We start from the raw sequence: 18,126 nt of genomic DNA, 5'->3' as shown, positions 1-18,126 counted from the left end.
GATTGGAAAGTGGTATGTCAAGCTGGCTGGACCAGCAAGTTTCCTGGAAAGCCCCTTTATCAGGGGGGGTTCACAAATGGCTCACGAACCAAAATCATCAAAAGCGGGGGAACAGGCCGCTGAAGGTTTGCACGAAGCGGCTTCCGAAGACGAAGCGAAAAACGAGAGCAAGATTGGGCATGATCTAGCCAAGGGCGCTGATCGTTTCGAAGAGCGTTCTAAAAGCTCCGATGGAAAAAGCGCTGAAGAGAAACAACGAGGGTGAATGCAGGCAGCAACCTGTCGCAGCCTCCTAAGAACGCTTCCGCAATGACTCCGGGGCAGGCGGCCTGAACCTACAAGTTCTCTCCCGCGACAGATGTCGCGAGGTCTTGGTGCCCGGCTGGTCTCAAGTGCCGATCGTGGACGCTGGAGAGATTAGAATGAATTGGATGGGACCGGTCATCGGCGGGACGTTGTTTGTAGCTGGTTTGCTGACATCAGCGGGACCGGGGCTTGCGGCAGGGAGCAATGACGGTTTCGCAACGTTCTGGACGCAGTTCAAAGCTGCAGTCGGTAAGAGCGACCAGAAGGCCGTATCGGACATGATTAAATATCCTGTCCTCTACCAGGATCTGCGGCGAGCGGCGGAGTTTCCTGTGATCTGGAAGGGTGCTTTCAGACCTGCGCACCGGGCGTGTCTTGCCAAGCAGAAGCCTGTCAAGGACACATCTCCCAAGGGGGTGGTTAGCTACTCTGCCTTTTGCGACTCGATCATCTACTCTTTCGCTAAGGATGAATCCGGCTGGAAATTGACGGACTTTGGCGTAGACGATTGACCAGCCTTGTAAGAACTGATTGCCAACTGGGCCGCTGTTGGCGCGGATTCTCGATAGCCGTCACAATATTTGCCTGCAGGAAAGGCACAAGCGGCATCGCAATCCGGTTGCACTAGGCCGACCTTCTCGTAGACCAGAGGATAGCGTTAGTCAGGATTTTCTGGCAGCGCGGGTCCTGCCAGACCGACGCCTCGTGGCCAAGCGCCGAATAGAATACTCGCCCCTGGCCGTAAAATCGTTTCCAGGCGAGCGGCCAACCATAGAAGCGTCGATGCACACCGGCCTTATTGAGGTCCACCGAACTTTGATCGAGGCGCAGGAGCACGCGTGATCGGCGATAGTCGAAGTCGCTGATCTGGTAGATTTCATCGTTCAACTGCAACGAATTCCCCAGAAACGCCACCAGTGGATCTGCAACATCAGCAACCTCGATGGTCACACCCTGATGCCAGGGATGACCGTTGAAGTAGCCGCCGATCAGATCGAGATAGTCTGGCCAAGTGTAGAATGTGTCCGTGGCCGAGTGAACGCCGAGAAAGCCACGGCCCGAACGCACAAAGTTGAGAAGTGCCATCTTCTGGGCGCCGCTCATCGGAATTTCACCGCTTGTGTAGAACATCACAGCGGCGTACCGCTCGAGGTTTCCGGTCGAAAATTCAGACAAGTCTTCGGTTGCGATGACCTCAAAGGCACCGGAATTCCTTCCAAGCTGCGTCAGGATTGCTTCGGAAAGTGGTATGACGTCGTGCCGATAGCCGGCCGAGTATGTGAAATAGAGGACACGTTCTGGCGGGCGCTCTGCACGCGCGCCGAGCGGTCGGACTGCCGCCGCGCTGCTGACGAGTGCGACGAACTCGCGTCGCGTCACAATCCTCTCCCGATGCTTAACCGGCCAGAAAAGCTTAGCACATATCGGCGCGCCGCGCGCCCTGCGGCGCCGCCCTACGCAGGGGACATCAAGCGGCGGCCAGCCGCTCAAGAGTACCCGGCCTAGATCCCAGCGCCCGGATCACCGGCCACGCCGCCAGTGCCGCAGCCAGATGCTTGAGCGTATGGCCGGAGACGATATGCCCCGTCGCTTCGAACACGGTCACGTCGCCGAGTTCGAACAGCTTAGCCAGCACATAGAAGACGATCACGCCGCCGAGCGGCACGCCAAGTGCGCCGGGCCGCGGGCGTGTGAACGCCAGGCCCATGGCCAGCGCCATGCCGCCGAACTGCACGACCACCCATGGCGTGAGATTCTCGCGTGCGACCCAGGCCGCCAGCAGGCCCGCGATCATCGTCAGCACCAGCACCGCTTCGCCAGCGCGCGTGCTGATCCGCTCGCTGGCCGCGATGCCCAGAAATCCTGCGAACGCGACCGCCATGCCGAGACGATCGGCGACGAGCCGTTGCGGCGCATCGGGGTCGAGATGATAGAAGCCCGAGCCGAGGCAAGTGAGGATCAACCCCACGAAGAACCAGCTCGCACCCACCGGCGCATCATAGCGGGCGCGCAGCCGCTCCGAGCCCCACACGCCCATCGCGAGGAAGGCGAGATTGCTCAGCACGTCGCCGGCGTTGGGCACGCCGAGCCAGGCGCGGCTGTCGACGAAGTGCGGGATGTGCCAGGCGGCGGCGGGCAGTGCGGGCGCCAGAAGCGCGGTGAGCGTCAGGACGAGGAGCGCACCGATAAGATATTTCTCGCCGGTTTGGAGTGGGGCGTTCGAGACTCGGCGAATGACTGGCGGGACCGGTGCATTGGCCGGTTGAGCTTGGTCGCGCGCGCGCAGCATGAACATCTCCAGAAATGAACATCGTTCAATATTGGTAGCTTTAAAATGAACTATGTTCAATGAGAAAAGCCGTGAGGTTTACGCGACAATCAAGATATTGAAATTACTTCATTTTCGGAACGTGAGCGGCTGCCACAGCCGTAGGGTGGGCAAAGCGAAGCGTGCCCACGATCCCGCTTGCGATCGACATTCCTGGGCACGGCCCTGCGCGCCTTTGCCCACCCTACGAGACCGCGTTTGTGGCGCTAACCCGCCCCGATCTCCGCGACGATGCGGCCCGTCGTGACCTGATCGCCTTCGGCGACGTCGATCGCGCTAACCACGCCGTCGATGCCGGCCTTGTGGACATGCTCCATCTTCATCGCTTCCAGCGTCAGCACCGGCTGGCCGGCGGTGACGCGGTCGCCGGGCTTGACGAGGACGGCGACCACGCGGCCGTTCATGGCGGCGCGAACCTTGCCGTCGCCGCCATTGCTTGCGGCCGCCTGCGGTGCGGCGAGGGTGAGGTCGGTGACCGCGAGCGGGATGCCGCGGTGCTGGACGTACAGCCGTTCGCCATCCCGCAGGAATTTTGCGCTGTCCATCACGCCGGCGTGCCGGAAGCGAATGGCCTCGGGATCGAGTTGGTCGATCTCGAACTTTTCCTGGCGTCCTTCGGCGGCGACCGTGTAACTGCCGTCGCGTTCGCGCGTAATGTCGAGCTCGTGCACATCGCCGCCGATGTCGATTTTCGCCGGCAGCGGAAAGGTGACGGCAAGGCTCCGTCCGCCCTGCCACGATGGCGCGCGCGGATTGGTGACGTAGAGCAGCAGGCCCGCCAGCGCGGTATCGAACGCGGCATCCGCCCGCGGCGCCAACAGCTCGTCGCGATGGGCGCCGATGAAAGCCGTCGTCGCCTCACCCTTGGCAAAGCCGGGATGACGCAGGCACGACAACAGGAACGCCTGATTGGTCGTCACGCCGAACGCGGTGAGCTGCTCGAGGCCAACGATCAGCCGCCCCCTCGCCTCCTCGCGATTGGCGCCATGGCTGATCAGCTTGGCGATCATGGAATCGTAGAATGGCGGAATCTCCGAGCCCGGTTGCAACGCGTGCTCGACGCGGATGCCGTCGGGCACTTGCCAGCGTGCCATGCGGCCGGACTGCGGCATGAAATCCTGCGCGGCATCTTCGGAGCAGAGCCGCACCTCGATGGCGTGGCCGGAGTACTTGATGTCCTGCTGCTTGATCTGCAGCGGCTCGCCGCGCGCGATACGCAATTGCAGCTCGACGAGATCGAGCCCGGTGATCGCCTCTGTCACGGGATGCTCGACCTGCAGCCGCGTATTCATCTCCATGAAGTAGAATGCGCCACTGGCATCGAGCAGGAATTCGAGCGTGCCGGCGCCTTCGTAGCGGAGCGCCTTGACGGCGGCGACCGCGACCTCGCCCATTTTCGCGCGCAGCTCAGGCGTAACGGCAGGCGACGGCGCCTCCTCGATCAGCTTCTGATGCCGCCGCTGCACCGAGCAATCACGCTCGCCGAGATGGATGGCGTTGCCGTGGCTGTCGCCGAACACCTGGATCTCGATGTGGCGAGGGTTCTGGATCGCGCGTTCGAGGATAAGTGTGGGATCGCCGAACGCGGCCTTCGCTTCCGACCGCGCGCTGCGTAGCGCATCGAGGAAAGACGCGGCATCGGTGACGAGCCGCATGCCGCGGCCACCGCCGCCGGCGACCGCCTTGATCATCACGGGGAAGCCGATCTTCCCGGCTTCGGCGAGCATGACCTCGTCGCCCTGCTCAGCGCCCTGGTAGCCGGGCACGATGGGCACGCCGGCCTTCTGCATGATCTCCTTGGCGCCGGCCTTGTTGCCCATCGCCTCGATCGCTTGCGGCGACGGGCCGATGAAGACGAGGCCGGCATCCTTGCAGGCGCGGGCAAACGCCTCGTTCTCGGCAAGAAAGCCATAGCCGGGATGAACGGCATCCGCGCCGCTCGCCTTCGCCGCTTCGATGATCGCGGGGATGTCGAGATAGGACTGCGCCGGCAAGGCTTCGCCGATGCGCACGGCCTGGTCGGCCTCGCGCACATGGAGCGCATCGCGATCCGCATCCGAATAGACCGCGACGACACCGAGGCCGAGACGCCGCGCGCTGCGCATCACGCGCAGCGCGATCTCGCCGCGGTTGGCGACCAGGATCTTGAAGAACGGCCGGTGCTGCACTGATCCGTTCCTCATGGGCGGGCCACCGAAAACTGCATGCGCTGGGGCGTGCGCGCATCGCCCTCGCGGCAGATCGCGAGCACCTCCGACAGCACTGCGCGGGTGTCGCGCGGGTCGATCACGCCATCGTCGAGCACGCGGGCGCTGGTCGAGAACACGTCCATCTGGCCGTCGAACACACCGATGATCTCAGCCTTCATGGCGTCCAGCCTGTCCTTCTCGATCGGCTTGCCGCGGCGCGCGGCGGCGGCCTCGGTCACGATCGCCATGGTCTCGGCGGCCTGCTCGCCGCCCATCACCGCGGTCTTGGCGTTGGGCCAGGAGAAGCAGAAGCGCGGATGGAAGCCGCGGCCGCACATGCCGTAATTGCCGGCACCGAACGAGGCGCCGCAATAGATGGTGATCTGCGGCACGGTCGCCGACGTCACCGCCTGGATCATCTTGGAGCCGTGCTTGATCATGCCGGCCTCTTCATAGGCCTTGCCGACCATGTAGCCGGTGGTGTTGTTGAGATAGAGGATCGGCGTGCGGGTCTGGCAGCAGGCCTGGATGAAATGCGTCGCCTTGTTGGCCCCGGCCGGATCGAGCGGGCCGTTATTGGTGATGATGCCGATGGCCTGGCCCTCGATGCGGGCATGGCCGCAGACGGTAGCCGGGCCGTAACTCGGCGCCATCTCGGTGAAATCGGAATCGTCGACGATGCGCGCGATCACCTGTTTCATGTCCACGGGGCGCTTGTGGTCCATCGGCATGATGCCGAGCAGCTCGTCCTGGTCGTAGCGCGGCGGTTTGAATTGCACTGAGGCTTTGCCCGGCCGCTCCCATTGCAGCGCCGCCATGATTTCGCGGGCGATGCGAAGAGCGTCGCGATCGTCCTCGGCGAGGTAGTCGCCGAGGCCGGACACTTGCGTGTGCATCTCGGCGCCGCCGAGTTCTTCCTCGGTCGCGATCTCACCGGTCGCGGCTCTCAGCAGCGGAGGCCCGGCGAGGAAGGCGCGGGTGCGGCCGCGGACCATGACGATGTAGTCGGAGAGGCCGGTCTGATAGGCGCCGCCGGCGGTGGACGAGCCGTGCGTGACGGTGACGACAGGCAGACCGGCAGCGGAGAGCCGCGCCAGGTTGCGAAAAATGTTGCCGCCGCGAACGAAATCCTCGACGCGGTAACGCAGCAGATTGGCGCCGGCGCTTTCGACCAGCTGCACATAAGGCAGCTTGTTCTCCAGCGCGAGCTCCTGCACCCGCAAGGTCTTGTCGAGGCCGTAAGGCTGCAGCGCGCCGGCGTCGATGCCGGAATCGCTGGCGCTGACCATGCAGCGGATGCCCGAGACGAAGCCGATGCCGGCGATGACGCCGCCGCCCGGCACGCTCTTGTTCGCATCCGGCACGTCGAACATGTAGCCGGCGAGCGTCGACAGCTCGATGAAGGGCGCCCCGGGATCGAGCACCAGCGCGACGCGCTCGCGCGGCAGCAGCTGGCCGCGCTTGTGGAAGCGGTCCTTGGCCGCGGCAGATGCCGCGCGCGTGCGCTCCTCGAGCGCGCGCATGCGGTCGATCAGGCCGAGCATGCCGTCGCGGTTGGCCTGATAGGCGGCGCTGCCGGGGGAGATGGTGTTTTCGATGGTGGACATGACTTGATCCTGCTCGTCATTGCGAGGAGCGAAGCGACGAAGCAATCCAGGCTGCATCCGCGGAGAGATTCTGGATTGCTTCGCTTCGCTCGCAATGACGGGTGAGGCGATACCTTACCTGTTCGTCCCAAAGATCTTCCGCGCCTCGGCGGGGCTCGCGATCTCGCGCCCGGCGCGCCTGGCGCAGGCGGCGATGGCCTCGATCAGCTGGCCGTTCGACGTCACCTTCTTGCCGTCGGCGAGATAGAAGGTGTCCTCGAGCCCGGTGCGGAGATGGCCGCCGAGCTCGGCGCAGCGCTGGTGCAGCGGCCAGATCTCCTCGCGGCCGATGGCGGTGACCTGGAAATGCGCTTCGGGCCGCTTCAGCTTGATCAGGATCGGCAGCAGTTCGGGATCTGCGGGCATGCCGGAGGCGACGCCCATGACGAAATTGTATTCGAGCGGGCCCTTGTACATGCCGACCTGGTGGTACATGCCGACGCAGCGGACGATGCCGACGTCGAAGCATTCGAACTCGGGGATGGTGCCGACCGCGTTCATGACGTCGAGATAGTCCTTCACCTTCTCGACCGAATTGTCGAACATCATCGGCGGCCAGGCCCAGCTGTTGTCAGCCTTCACCTTCAGGTAGTTCAGCGAGCCGGCGTTGCAGGCGGCGATCTCGGGCCTAGTCTCGCGGATGCAGTCGAGCGCGCCGGAATAGTTCGGCCCCGACACGCCGGGAGGTGTGGTTGATGATCACGCCCGGGCAGGCTTCGCGGATCGCTTGCTGGATCTCCTTGCTGACCGCGACCTCCCAGGACGGCAGATGTCCCTTGCCCGGCGCCTGCTGGCGCAGATGGATGTGCATGATGGACGCGCCGGCCTCGAACGCAGCCCTGGCCTCGCGCGCCATCTGCTCCGGCGTCACGGGCACGTTGTGCTGCTTGGGGTCGGTGAGCACGCCGTTCAGCGCGCAGGTGATGACGGCCTTGTCGCTCATGCGTTCAATGTCTCGCACGTTGAGAATTCAACGGTTGCGATCATGTGACGCGCGACAAGCGGCTTCTTGCGCGGAGAAGCTGGGAAAAGACGAGCTTTCGTAGGGTGGGCAAAGGCGCCCTTGCGCCGTGCCCACCACTGTCAGTGTTTGGCAAAGATGGTGGGCACGCTACGCTTTGCCCACCCTACGAGAGCGTGCCTAGCTCGCCTCCGCCATCCGCACGGTCTCGGTGCTGCGATAGATCGCAAGATCGCGCGAGCCGACGAAGATCGCCCGCGGCTTCAAGCCGTAGAAGCGGCGGATCGAGTGGCTGAAATGCGTGGAATCGGGATAGCCGATGTCCTGCGCCAGATGGGCGAGGTTGAGGTCCTGGTTGGCGAAGTGCAGCAGGTGCCGCGCGCGCTTCCAGGCGCGGAAGGAGCGGAACGAGATGCCGGTCTCCTCCTTGAACAGGTGCAGGAAGCGCGAGGCCGAAAGGCCGGCTTCGGCGGCGCAGGTATCCGCCGTGACAGGCTCGCCGGAGAAGCGCTCGATGCGGGCCACCGCACGCATCACGCGCGGATCCAGCACGCGGCGCGGCAGCGCCTCGCCGAAGCACATCTCGTCGAACTCGGCCGTGGTGATGTCGCCATAGCGGCGCTGACGCAAAAGTGCGTAGGCGGCGAGGATCTTGCGGACATAGGCGGCCTGGTCGGGTCCGGTGAGGCGCGCGGCCAAGGCTTCGATCACGCCATCCGGCATGCTTTCCGGCTCCAGCGTCACGCTGATCACGGTGCGGTAGTCGCTGGCGATGGAGTGCCGCTGGTTCGGCAGGGTGACGAACAACTCGCCGGTGGTGAGAACGTCGTCGATCGTCAGGTGCAGATTGCCTTTCACCGCGACATAGACATGGCAGCAGCCGGGTGTCCGTTTGCGCGGACGGCCGAGCAGGCCTGCATAAAACACCCGCTCCGGCGTGATCAGCATCAGGTGGTCGGATTCGCGACCGTTATATTCCATTGGGTTCCTCCTCGCGCGGCTCTCTGGCCGCTGCGGACGGTGGTCACCTTAGCGGAAATTTCGGCGCTGTCACGGTAGGATAGCGCTGTCAAAAGACATGGCGCGTCGTGGACGCGCAATAGCGCGAACCGGGAATCTCGAGGTTCCGGGATCGCGCTTCCGCGCCCCGGAATGACAGCCCTCCTTACGCCCTCACCCTCGGCGCGACATTCTGCTCTTGCCCGGCCTTTTGCTCCGCAGCAACCGCGCGCTTGAAACCCTCGCGCTGCTGCAGGCGCGCCCAATAGGCTGCGACGTTTGGCCCGAAATCCTTGGCAAGCCCGATATTGCTCGCGAGCCGAAGCGCGTAGCCGATGACAATGTCAGCGGCGGTGAAGCGGCCAGCGCACAATGTTTCGGCATTCGCGGTCGCTGCCTCGACCGCGCGCAGTCTCCCCAGAAACCATTTCGCGTAATCGGTGGCGACCTGCGGGTTGCGGCGCTCCTCCGGCTCAAGCTGGGTGTATCTCAGCACCAGCGTTTGCGGGAAGGTTAACGTGGCGTCGCTGAAGTACATCCAGTTCAGGAACATGCCGTAGGCGGGATCTTCAGGGCCGACCATCAAGGGCGTCGGGCCGTATGTGATGCCGAGGTAGTGGCAGATGCCGGAGGACTCCGTCATCCTGGTCTCGCCGTCGATCATGAAGGGGATGGTGCCGAGCGGATTGAGCGCGAGATAATCCTTGGCGAAGACGCGCGGCGGGAACGGCAGCATCTTCAATTCATAGGGCAGCCCCATCTCCTCCAGCATCCAGAGCGGACGGAACGAGCGCGCGGCGTCGCAATGATAGAGCGTGATCATCAGGCGTTTCCTTTGCTGCCGGGCAGCGTGCCCATCATCTTGCACAGGACCATCAGCATGACCTCGTCGGCGCCGCCGCCGATCGAGGTCAGGCGGCTGTCGCGATAGGCGCGGCTGACCGGTGTCTCGTTGGTAAAGCCCATTCCGCCCCAATATTGCAAGCAGGCGTCGGTGAGCTCGCGGCCGAGCCGGCCGGCCTTCAGCTTGGCCATGGTCGCGAGCCGCGTCACATCCTCGCCGGCGACCAGCTGCTCGCCGGCGCGATAGATCAGCGCGCGCAGGAGCTCGACCTCCGTCTGCATCTCCGCGAGCTTGAAGTGCACGACCTGGTTGTCGAGGATGGACTTGCCGAAGGCTTTGCGGTTGCGGGTGTATTCGATGGTCTGGTCGATGATGTATTCGTGCGCCTTCAGACAGGCGGCCGCGCCCCACAAGCGCTCCTCCTGGAACTGGATCATCTGGTAGGTAAAACCCTGGCCCTCCTCACCGATCCGGTTGCGCTTGGGCACACGGACATTGTCGAAGAAGATCTGCGCGGTGTCGGAGGAGCGCATGCCCATCTTGTCGAGCTTTCGCGCGACGGTGACGCCCTTGCTCTTCATGGGAACGCAGATCAGCGACTTGTTGCGGTGAACGGGGCCGTCGCCGGTGTTGGCGAGCAGGCAGATCCAATCGGCCTGAGTGCCGTTTGTGATCCACATCTTGCCGCCATTGATGACGTAATCGTCGCCGTCGGAACGCGCCTGGGTCTTGATCGAGGCGACGTCCGAGCCTGCGCCGGGCTCGGAGACGCCGATGCAGGCGACGTAGTCACCGGAGATCGAGGGGGTGAGGAATTCGCGCCGCACCTCGTCGGAGCCGAACCGCGCCAGCGCGGGCGTTGCCATGTCGGTCTGCACCCCGATCGCCATCGGCACGCCGCCGCAGGTGATGGCGCCCAGCTCCTCCGCCATCATCAACGCGTAGGAATAGTCGAGGCCCGAGCCGCCGAACTCCACCGGCTTGTTCAGGCCGAGGAAGCCGAGGCTGCCCATTTTCTTGAATAGCTCGTGCGCGGGGAAGATGTCGGCCTTCTCCCACTCATCGACGTGCGGATTGATCTCGCCCGCGATGAATTTTTGCAGGGAGCGGCGGATGTCGTCGTGGTCGGCGGTGAATAGCATTCTGTCCTCTCGTCATTCCGGGGCGCGCGTAGCGCGAGCCCGGAATCCATTCTTCTACGGTACGTGCGGCCCGATGGATTCCGGGTTCGTGCGCGTTGCGCACGCCCCGGAATGACCGGGCTCACAACCCCATCTGCCGCGACGCCAGATCCTTCATGATCTCCTCGGTGCCGCCGCCGATGGCGTTGACCTTGACCTCGCGGTAGATGCGCTCGGCCTTGATGCCGCGCATGAAGCCGGCGCCGCCGAAGATCTGCACCGCTTCCGAGGCGCAGAACGCCATGGTCTGCGTCGCCTGGTTCTTCATCATGCAGATTTCGGCGACCGGGCTCTCGCCCTGCTCGAGCCTCCAGGCCAGCATCTCCAGCATGGCTTGCGATGCCGCGACCTTCTGCGCCATGTCGACGATCTTGTGGCGGATGACCTGGTGCTGTGCGAGCGGCTTGCCGAAGGTCTGGCGCTCCCTGGCGTAGGCGATCGCCTCGTCGAGGCAGACGCGGGCAAAAGCGGTGCAGCTCGCGGCCATGCCCATGCGCTCGCTGTTGAAGTTCTGCATGATGATCTTGAAGCCCTGGCCCTCCTCGCCGATCAGGTTCTCGGCTGGCACGCGGCATGCGTCGAAATGCAGCGTCGCGGTGTCGGAGGCCCACCAGCCCATCTTCTTCAGCTTGGTGCGCGACAGTCCGGGCGTATCGCCGTCGATCAGGAGCAGGCTGACGCCGCCGGCGCCCTCGCCGCCGGTCCGCACCGCAACCGTCAGGTAATCGGCACGCATCCCTGACGTGATGAAGGTCTTCTCCCCCGCTCACGACGTAATGATCGCCGTCGCGCCGCGCGCGGGTGCGCAGGTTCGCGACATCCGAGCCGCCGCCCGGCTCGGTGATCGCCAGTGCGGAGATCTTCTCGCCGGCCAGCACCTGTGGCAGCACGCGTGCCTTCACCTCGGCCCGTGCGGCCCGCGCGATCGGGGGAGAGCCGATAGTGTGGCTCATCAGACTGGCGCTGACGCCGCCCGCGCCGGCACGCGCAAGCTCCTGGCTCGCGACGATCTTCATGAACTGGTCGGCGGCGATGCCGCCATATTCCTCCGGGAATCCAAGTCCCAGCAGGCCGATTCCAGCCGCCTTGCGATAGAGCTCGCGCGGGAATTCGCCGGCTTCGTCCCAGTCATGGGCGAACGGCGCGATCTCCTTCTCGACGAAGCGCCGCATCACGTCGCGGAACGCGTCATGCTCGGCGGTATAGAACGGGCTCTTCATCGCGAGACTTGCCTCGACCGGATTCGTCTCGGCCACCATGGCTCGAACCTCGGCCGCTCACTTGCGCGGAGTGGCTGATCGGCGCGGACGCTTCGAGCAAGCCAGCAACGCACCCCCCAGCGGATTGCTGTCACAACGTCAGAAACAGCGCAAACGGCTCTTCCACCGTGCGGCGCAAGTGCTGTCGGTACAGGACATGGTTGGGATCCTCGGGCGCGACCCGGCCCAAGGAAGGTTTTGGGATATTCCTGAGCGGCACATAGGCGATCGGCGCCGCGATCGGCGTGAGCTGCGAGCCGGGTCCGGCGCGCAGCGTCGAGATGATGCCGTACATCTCGCCTGATACCGTCGGCCGCGACACCGTGATCACGCGGTGCTGGCCGTGCTTGATGATGACGAGGTAGATGAAGCCGGACTGATGGGGGACGGCGACCTCGCCGGTATGCTCGTAGGCGGCATCGGTCCGCTCGCCCTCGCGAAAGACCAGCGACGAGATCTTCGGCTCCCAGGCGATCTCGGTGCGATAGGCGAAGATCGCGTCCTTGTCGCCGAACGACGGCCGCAGGGTGATGTAGACGTCCTCGAGCCAGGTCACCGCGCGGTGGGCATAGGAGCCGAGGCTGTCGGGCGCGACGTCGTTTGCGGCCGGCGGCGTCGCCACGACGACACTTTTGCGCAAGGAGACGCCGAGCGCCTGCTCCAGCCGGACCGTCGTCGCCAGCGTGAACGGCCGCCGACCACCGAGCACCTTCTCCAGCGTCGACAGGCTGAGCTTGGCCTGCTCGGCCAGCGCCTGCCGCGACATCCGGCGCCGGGCGAGCTCCTCGCGAATGGTCTCGGCGATCTCGCGGCTCTGCTCGTCGGAAAGCTGCTTGTCGGTGAGTTTGTCCTGCGTCTGCATCGTCAGCCCCGCTCCAGGCCGTCACTCTAGCAGGGCGGACAAACCAGCACAAAACCGCACATGACCGCCCCGGCTCAAGCGAGCCTGGGCCGGCCGCGGCGGAACATTGCCGATCATTCTGCTCGCGAAACGCCGCCCCGCGGGCGGATGCTGAGGACCAGCAAACCTGCTTCGGAGCAAGCCAAATGAACGCCTACGACACGGCCGATAGCGACGACCACCCGCTGTTGAGCCGCCTCATCAAGGTCGGACTGTTCCTTCTGGCGCAAGGCATCGCCGTGATGCTGGTCGCCTTCCTGGCCCTGCTGGTGAGTTTCGGGGCGAGCTGGTCGGCAACGACCGAACAGGCCAGCCTGCTCCAGCCCGGCGAAGCACGGTCGGGCAGCCTGCTGCTGAAGGAGGACGGCGCCACGACAGAGGCGATCCGCCTCGGGACCGATATCGACATCACCGTGTCGGGCGCGACCTTGCGCGCCCGCGTCACGCAAGCATTCCGCAACCCGACCAAGGATTGGGTCGAGGCCACCTACGTCTATCCGCTCGCAGCCGGCGGCGCCGTCGACACGCTGAAGATGGTGGTCGGCGATCGCGTCATCATCGGCGACATCAAGGAACGCCAGCAGGCGCGCGTGATCTACGAGGAGGCGCGCCGCGCCGGCCAGAAGGCCGCGCTCACCGAGCAGGAGCGGCCGAACATCTTCACCAACTCGGTTGCCAATATCGGTCCCGGCGAAACCGTGCTGGTGCAGATCGAGTACCAGGAGCCGGTGCGTCAAGTCGGCAACGAATATTCGTTGCGCCTGCCGCTCGTGGTCGGGCCGCGCTACAATCCCGCACCAATCATCCAGAGCGTCGAATTCCGCAAGGATGGCTCGGGCTGGGGCGCGGCGACGTCGGACCCGGTGCCTGATCGCGAGCGCATCTCACCCCCTGTGCTGGATCCCGCCAAACATGCGCCGGTCAATCCGACCAGCATCACGGTGCGCCTGCAGGCCGGCTTTGCGCTCGGCGAGGTCACGAGCCACCATCACAACGTCAAGACGGAAAGTCCTGATAACATGACGCGCGTGGTGACGCTCGCCGATGGAGCCGTTTCCGCCGACCGTGATTTCGAGCTGACCTGGAAGCCGGTTGCCGAGAACGCACCGTCGGTCGGCCTGTTCCGCGAGCACATTGGCGATGCCGATTACCTGCTCGCCTTCGTCACCCCGCCGAGCGCCGAGCAGGCGGCGCAGAAGCTGCTGCCGCGCGAGGTCGTGTTCGTGATCGACAATTCCGGCTCGATGGGCGGCACGTCCATCGTGCAGGCCAAGGCAAGCCTGCTCTACGCTCTCGGCCGCCTGCAGCCGAATGACCGCTTCAACGTGATCCGTTTCGACGACACCATGGACATGCTGTTTCCGGCCTCCGTACCGGCCGATGCAACGCATATCGGCGAGGCGACCTTCTTCGTCGGCGCCTTGCAGGCGCGCGGCGGCACCGAGATGGTGCCGGCGATGCGCGCGGCGCTGACCGACAGGCTCGGCGACACCGGCATGGTCCGCCAGGTCGTGTTCCTGACCGACGGCGCGATCGGCAACGAGCAGCAATTGTTCGATGCGATCACGACGATGCGCGGCCGTTCGCGCGTCTTCATGGTCGGCATCGGGTCCGCGCCCAACACCTATCTGATGACCCGCGCCGCCGAGCTCGGCCGCGGCGCCTTCACCCATATCGGCTCCACCGAGCAGGTGGAGGAGCGCATGCGCGGCCTGTTCGCCAGGCTGGAGAATCCGGCCGTGACCGGCCTCACCGCAACGTTCTCCGAAGCGCAGGCCGACATCACCCCGGCGATCATTCCCGACGTCTATCGCGACGAGCCCCTGGTGCTGGCGGCGAGGCTCGACAAGCTCGCAGGCTCGCTCGATATCAAGGGCCGCGTCGGCGACCGTCCGTGGTCGGTGACGCTGCCGCTGCAGAACGCAGCCGAAGGCAAGGGCTTGTCGAAGCTCTGGGCCAGGCGGAATGTCGCCGATGCGGAGGTCGCGCGCACCCTGCGCGAGATGACGCCGGAGGAAGCTGACAAGGCGATCCTGGCGCTGGCGCTCGACCATCAGATCGTCACGCGGCTGACCAGCCTCGTCGCGGTCGACAAGACGCCAAGCCGTCCCGAAGGCGAACCGCTCAAGCTCAGCGAGCTGCCGATTAACCTGCCCGCGGGCTGGGACTTCGAGAAGGTATTCGGCGAGCGGCCGCATCTGACGCCAACGCAGCTGCACGAGCGCCATGCCGATGCGCGCAATCAGCCGGCGACGCGACGGCCGATGCCTGCTGCGCCCGACGCGATCCGCCTGCCCAAAACCGCGACCTCGGCCGAGCTGAAGATGATCGCAGGCTTCATCCTGATCGTGCTTGCCCTGATCCTGTTCGTGTTCAACCGGCGTCGGACCTTGCTCACCGACGCCGCTTGAGAGAGGAGCCCCCCGAACTCCTCTGTTAGCGCGCGCGGCTGCCCGTCCCTTCCAAACGGCCGCGCGCGCCTTTTTTCTCACCGTCATTGCGAGCGCAGCGAAGCAATCCAGGCTGCCTCTGCTGAAAGACTCTCTGGATTGCTTCGCTTCGCTCGCAATGACGAGTGTGGATAAAATGCCCCGCGTCATCTCTCCGCTGATCCTGGCGCTGATCGGCCTCGTCCTGTTCGGCGACGGCGCCTATATCCACGCCAAGGCGTGGCTGGCGCAGGTGCTGCTGGAGCGCGCTTTCGACACGAGTGTGGCGACGGGCGTCGCGGTAAAGCCCTGGTCATGGGCCGACACCTGGCCGGTCGCGCGGATCGAGGTGAAGCGGATCGGTGCCAGCGCCATCGTGCTGGAAGGCGCGAGCGGGCAGGCGCTCGCTTTCGGGCCCGGCCATATCCAGCACACGGCTGATGCGGGCGAACGCGGGATTGCCGTCTATGCCGCCCATCGCGACACTCATTTCCGCTTCCTGAAGGATGTTGCCATTGGCGACGTCATCGATGTCACGCGCAGTGACGGTCGACACTTTCGCTATCGCGCGGATTCCTCGGCCGTGGTTCGCTTCGATGCATCCGGCATCGATCCCATGGCACAGGGTTTCGAGCTTGTTCTCGCGACCTGCTGGCCATTCGATGCAGTCACATCCGGACCCGAGCGCTACATCTTGCATGCGACATTGATTGGCGCCGACGGATAGATCGCCGATCGGACTGACACGCACCGGTGCGCGCTTCATTCCACCACACGGCATACCAGCCACACAGTTGCCAAAGGACTCGCCATAGAACAGAGTGACGCGACACCAATAAGAACAACAGGTGAGGTCACGCCATGGAAGCCCATGTGTCTGCTGCGTCCGCGTCCCGTCCATGGTTTCCGCCACCCGATGCCAGCGACATCGTCAAGGGCATCCATGCCATGCTGCACCCGCATAACGTCGTGCTGGTGGGCGCGACCGACAAGCCCGGCAACTATGCCGAGCGCATCTGGAACAATCTGATCAAGTACGGTTTCGAAGGCGGGCTCTATCCGGTCAACGCCAAGCGGGACACCATCTGGGGCGTTCCCTGCTACAAGGATTTTGCGAGCCTTCCGGAGAAGCCCGATCACGTCCTGGTGCTGGTGCCTGCGCGCTTTGCCGTGCAGGTGATCCGCGATGCCGCCGCAGCCGGCGCGCGTTCGGCCACCATCGTCACCTCCGGCTTCAGCGAGCTGCAGGATGACGAAAGCCAGAAGCTCGCTGCCGAACTGCAGGCGGCCGTGCGCGAGACGGGGCTCGCCGTCACCGGCCCGAACTGCCTCGGCAATTTGAGCGCCGGCGAAAAGCTCTTCACCAATATCGACGATCGCATCGTCACTATGGAACAGGGCGCGGTGGCGATCGCCGGCCAATCCGGTGCCATCGTCATGGCGATCCGCCAGACGCTGGAAGACCGGGGCGTCGGTGTCGGCTACATGGTGACCACGGGCAACGAGGCCGGGCTCGAAACGCCGGACCTGATGCGCTATTTCGCCGAGGATCCGAGCATCAAGGTGATCGTCGTCTATCTCGAAGGGGTGCGCAACACCAAGGCGTTCCGCGATGCCTGCAAGGCGGCGCGCGCGGCGAGCAAGCCGGTGATCGCGCTCAAGCTCGGCGCCTCCGAAGGCGGCCGCGCCGCGGCGATGGCGCATACCGGCGCGCTCGCCGGCTCGATCGAGACGTTCGACGCTATCGCGACGCGCGAAGGTGTGATCCGGGTCGGCGGCCTCGACGAGCTGATCGAGACCACCGAGTGCTTCGTGCACGCGGCCGTTCCGAAAGGCGACCGGCTCGCCGCGGTGACGCTCTCCGGTGGCAAGCGCGGCATGCTGATCGACGCCTTCTACGCTGCAGGCCTGAACTTCGCGCCGCTGAGCCCGCATGTCAGCGCGGAGCTGGCGAAGATGCTCGGCCCCGGCTCGATCGTCGGCAATCCGCTCGATGCCGGCTTTGCCGCGGTGGTCGATCCCTCCGTCTACATGAAATCGATCAAGCTGATGATCGACGACCCCGATATCGACATCGTCATCGTCGATGCCGAACTGCCGAAGGCGCCGCACGAGCTGCGCGAGCGCAATTTGCGTATCGTCAACGAGATGGCGAGCAAGGCGGGCAAGCCGGTGATCTACATCAGCGCGATGTCGATCGGCTTCACCGAGTACACCAAGGATTTGCGGAAGTCGCTGCCGCATCTCGCGGTGATGCAGGGCATGGACCGCGCGGTGACCGCAATCAAGTCGCTGCTCGCCTATGCGAAGCTGCGCAAGGAGGTGCCCGATATCGTCTCGAGCTCGAAACCCGCCGCGCGCGCCGTGCTGGAGAAGACGTTGACATCGGCGACCGGCGCCGCGCTCGACGAGGTCGCCTCGAAGAAGCTGCTCAAGGCCTACGGCATCCCGATCTCGAAGGAGGCGATCGCACAGACCGCGGCAGACGCCGTCAAGATTGCCAAGCAGATCGGCTTTCCGGTCGTGGCAAAGCTCGTCAGTGCGGAGATCCTGCACAAGTCCGACATCGGCGGCGTGGTGCTGAACCTCAACAGCGCCGCCGAGGTGAAGAAGGCGTTCGCCGACATCACCGCGCGGGTGGCGAAGCTCAAGGGCAAGCCGAAGCTCGACGGCATCCTGATCGCACAGCAAGTCAAGACCGAGCTCGAGCTGGTGGTCGGCGCCTCGCTCGATGCGGAGATGGGGCCCGTCGTGCTGTTCGGCACCGGCGGCATCGACATCGAACTGATGAAGGACGTCGCGCTCGCCGGCGCGCCGCTGGACGAGGCCGAGGCACAGCTCCTGATCGGCCGCACCAAGGCCGGCATCAAGATGCGCGGCTATCGCGGCAGGCCGGCCTTGCACGAGGCCTCGGCGGTGAAGGCCCTGGTCGGGCTATCCAACCTGATTGCGGATGCGGGCGATCGTATCGCCTCGATCGACATCAACCCGTTCCTGATCAACACCAGGACTGGCGTGGCCGTCGATGCCCTGATTGTGCTGAACAATGCAGCCGCAAGGCGGGCGGCAGGACATTGAGAAG

General features: G+C 64.8%; 13 protein-coding genes and 2 pseudogenes. 5 read left to right on the top strand and 10 right to left on the bottom strand.

The window, feature by feature from the left end; all coding sequences use genetic code 11:
* Positions 1–76 precede the first annotated feature (76 nt).
* Positions 77–265, top strand: coding sequence for a hypothetical protein (locus ABIA45_RS29630; protein WP_260375729.1), 189 nt, complete (start codon positions 77–79; stop codon positions 263–265).
* A gap of 157 nt (positions 266–422) precedes the next feature.
* On the top strand, positions 423–818 hold the full coding sequence (locus ABIA45_RS29625) for a hypothetical protein (protein ID WP_404654590.1): 396 nt from the start codon (positions 423–425) through the stop codon (positions 816–818).
* 112 nt (positions 819–930) lie between these two features.
* Here ABIA45_RS29625 and ABIA45_RS29620 read toward each other — a convergent pair whose 3' ends face one another.
* The 10 genes and pseudogenes from ABIA45_RS29620 to ABIA45_RS29575 all read right to left on the bottom strand — a co-directional run bounded on the left by ABIA45_RS29620 (position 931) and on the right by ABIA45_RS29575 (position 12,576).
* On the bottom strand, positions 931–1,686 hold the full coding sequence (locus tag ABIA45_RS29620) for a ThuA domain-containing protein (protein WP_275501904.1): 756 nt from the start codon (positions 1,684–1,686) through the stop codon (positions 931–933).
* 88 nt (positions 1,687–1,774) lie between these two features.
* Positions 1,775–2,596: a hypothetical protein gene (locus ABIA45_RS29615; RefSeq protein WP_404654589.1), complete on the bottom strand. Its 822-nt coding sequence runs from the start codon at positions 2,594–2,596 to the stop codon at positions 1,775–1,777.
* A gap of 245 nt (positions 2,597–2,841) precedes the next feature.
* Positions 2,842–4,818: an acetyl-CoA carboxylase biotin carboxylase subunit gene (locus ABIA45_RS29610; protein ID WP_404654588.1), complete on the bottom strand. Its 1,977-nt coding sequence runs from the start codon at positions 4,816–4,818 to the stop codon at positions 2,842–2,844.
* Positions 4,815–6,431: an acyl-CoA carboxylase subunit beta gene (locus tag ABIA45_RS29605; RefSeq protein WP_404654587.1), complete on the bottom strand. Its 1,617-nt coding sequence runs from the start codon at positions 6,429–6,431 to the stop codon at positions 4,815–4,817. The genes ABIA45_RS29610 and ABIA45_RS29605 overlap by 4 nt, the downstream gene beginning before the upstream one ends.
* Before the next feature lie 114 nt (positions 6,432–6,545).
* Positions 6,546–7,413, bottom strand: a pseudogene (locus ABIA45_RS29600) (3-keto-5-aminohexanoate cleavage protein).
* A gap of 198 nt (positions 7,414–7,611) precedes the next feature.
* A complete protein-coding gene (locus tag ABIA45_RS29595; RefSeq protein ID WP_404654586.1) occupies positions 7,612–8,412 on the bottom strand; it encodes a helix-turn-helix domain-containing protein in 801 nt (266 codons plus the stop codon).
* Between the two features lie 184 nt (positions 8,413–8,596).
* Positions 8,597–9,253: a glutathione S-transferase family protein gene (locus ABIA45_RS29590; protein ID WP_404545276.1), complete on the bottom strand. Its 657-nt coding sequence runs from the start codon at positions 9,251–9,253 to the stop codon at positions 8,597–8,599.
* Positions 9,253–10,416: an acyl-CoA dehydrogenase family protein gene (locus tag ABIA45_RS29585; RefSeq protein ID WP_271541794.1), complete on the bottom strand. Its 1,164-nt coding sequence runs from the start codon at positions 10,414–10,416 to the stop codon at positions 9,253–9,255. Before ABIA45_RS29585 ends, ABIA45_RS29590 begins: the two co-directional genes overlap by 1 nt.
* A 121-nt stretch (positions 10,417–10,537) precedes the next feature.
* Positions 10,538–11,675 (bottom strand): annotated as a pseudogene (locus ABIA45_RS29580) (acyl-CoA dehydrogenase family protein).
* A 130-nt stretch (positions 11,676–11,805) separates the two neighbouring features.
* Entirely contained in the window at positions 11,806–12,576 is a 771-nt protein-coding gene (locus ABIA45_RS29575; RefSeq protein ID WP_275501893.1) for a helix-turn-helix transcriptional regulator, read from the bottom strand.
* A gap of 185 nt (positions 12,577–12,761) precedes the next feature.
* On the opposite strand from ABIA45_RS29575, the gene ABIA45_RS29570 reads away from it, so the two are divergent.
* The 3 genes from ABIA45_RS29570 to ABIA45_RS29560 all read left to right on the top strand — a co-directional run bounded on the left by ABIA45_RS29570 (position 12,762) and on the right by ABIA45_RS29560 (position 18,122).
* Entirely contained in the window at positions 12,762–15,026 is a 2,265-nt protein-coding gene (locus ABIA45_RS29570) for a marine proteobacterial sortase target protein (protein WP_404654585.1), read from the top strand.
* A gap of 175 nt (positions 15,027–15,201) precedes the next feature.
* Positions 15,202–15,771 carry a class GN sortase gene (locus ABIA45_RS29565; protein WP_271541788.1) on the top strand — a complete coding sequence of 190 codons (570 nt, stop codon included), beginning with the start codon at positions 15,202–15,204 and terminating at the stop codon, positions 15,769–15,771.
* Between the two features lie 134 nt (positions 15,772–15,905).
* Positions 15,906–18,122 (top strand): acetate--CoA ligase family protein, encoded by a 2,217-nt coding sequence (locus ABIA45_RS29560; RefSeq protein ID WP_404654584.1) that lies wholly within the window; start codon positions 15,906–15,908, stop codon positions 18,120–18,122.
* Positions 18,123–18,126: the final 4 nt, after the last annotated feature.

This window comes from Bradyrhizobium sp. USDA 336 (genome assembly GCF_044908355.1).
Classification (GTDB): Bacteria; Pseudomonadota; Alphaproteobacteria; order Rhizobiales; family Xanthobacteraceae; genus Bradyrhizobium; species Bradyrhizobium yuanmingense.
This window is presented reverse-complemented; position numbering and strand designations above follow the sequence as displayed.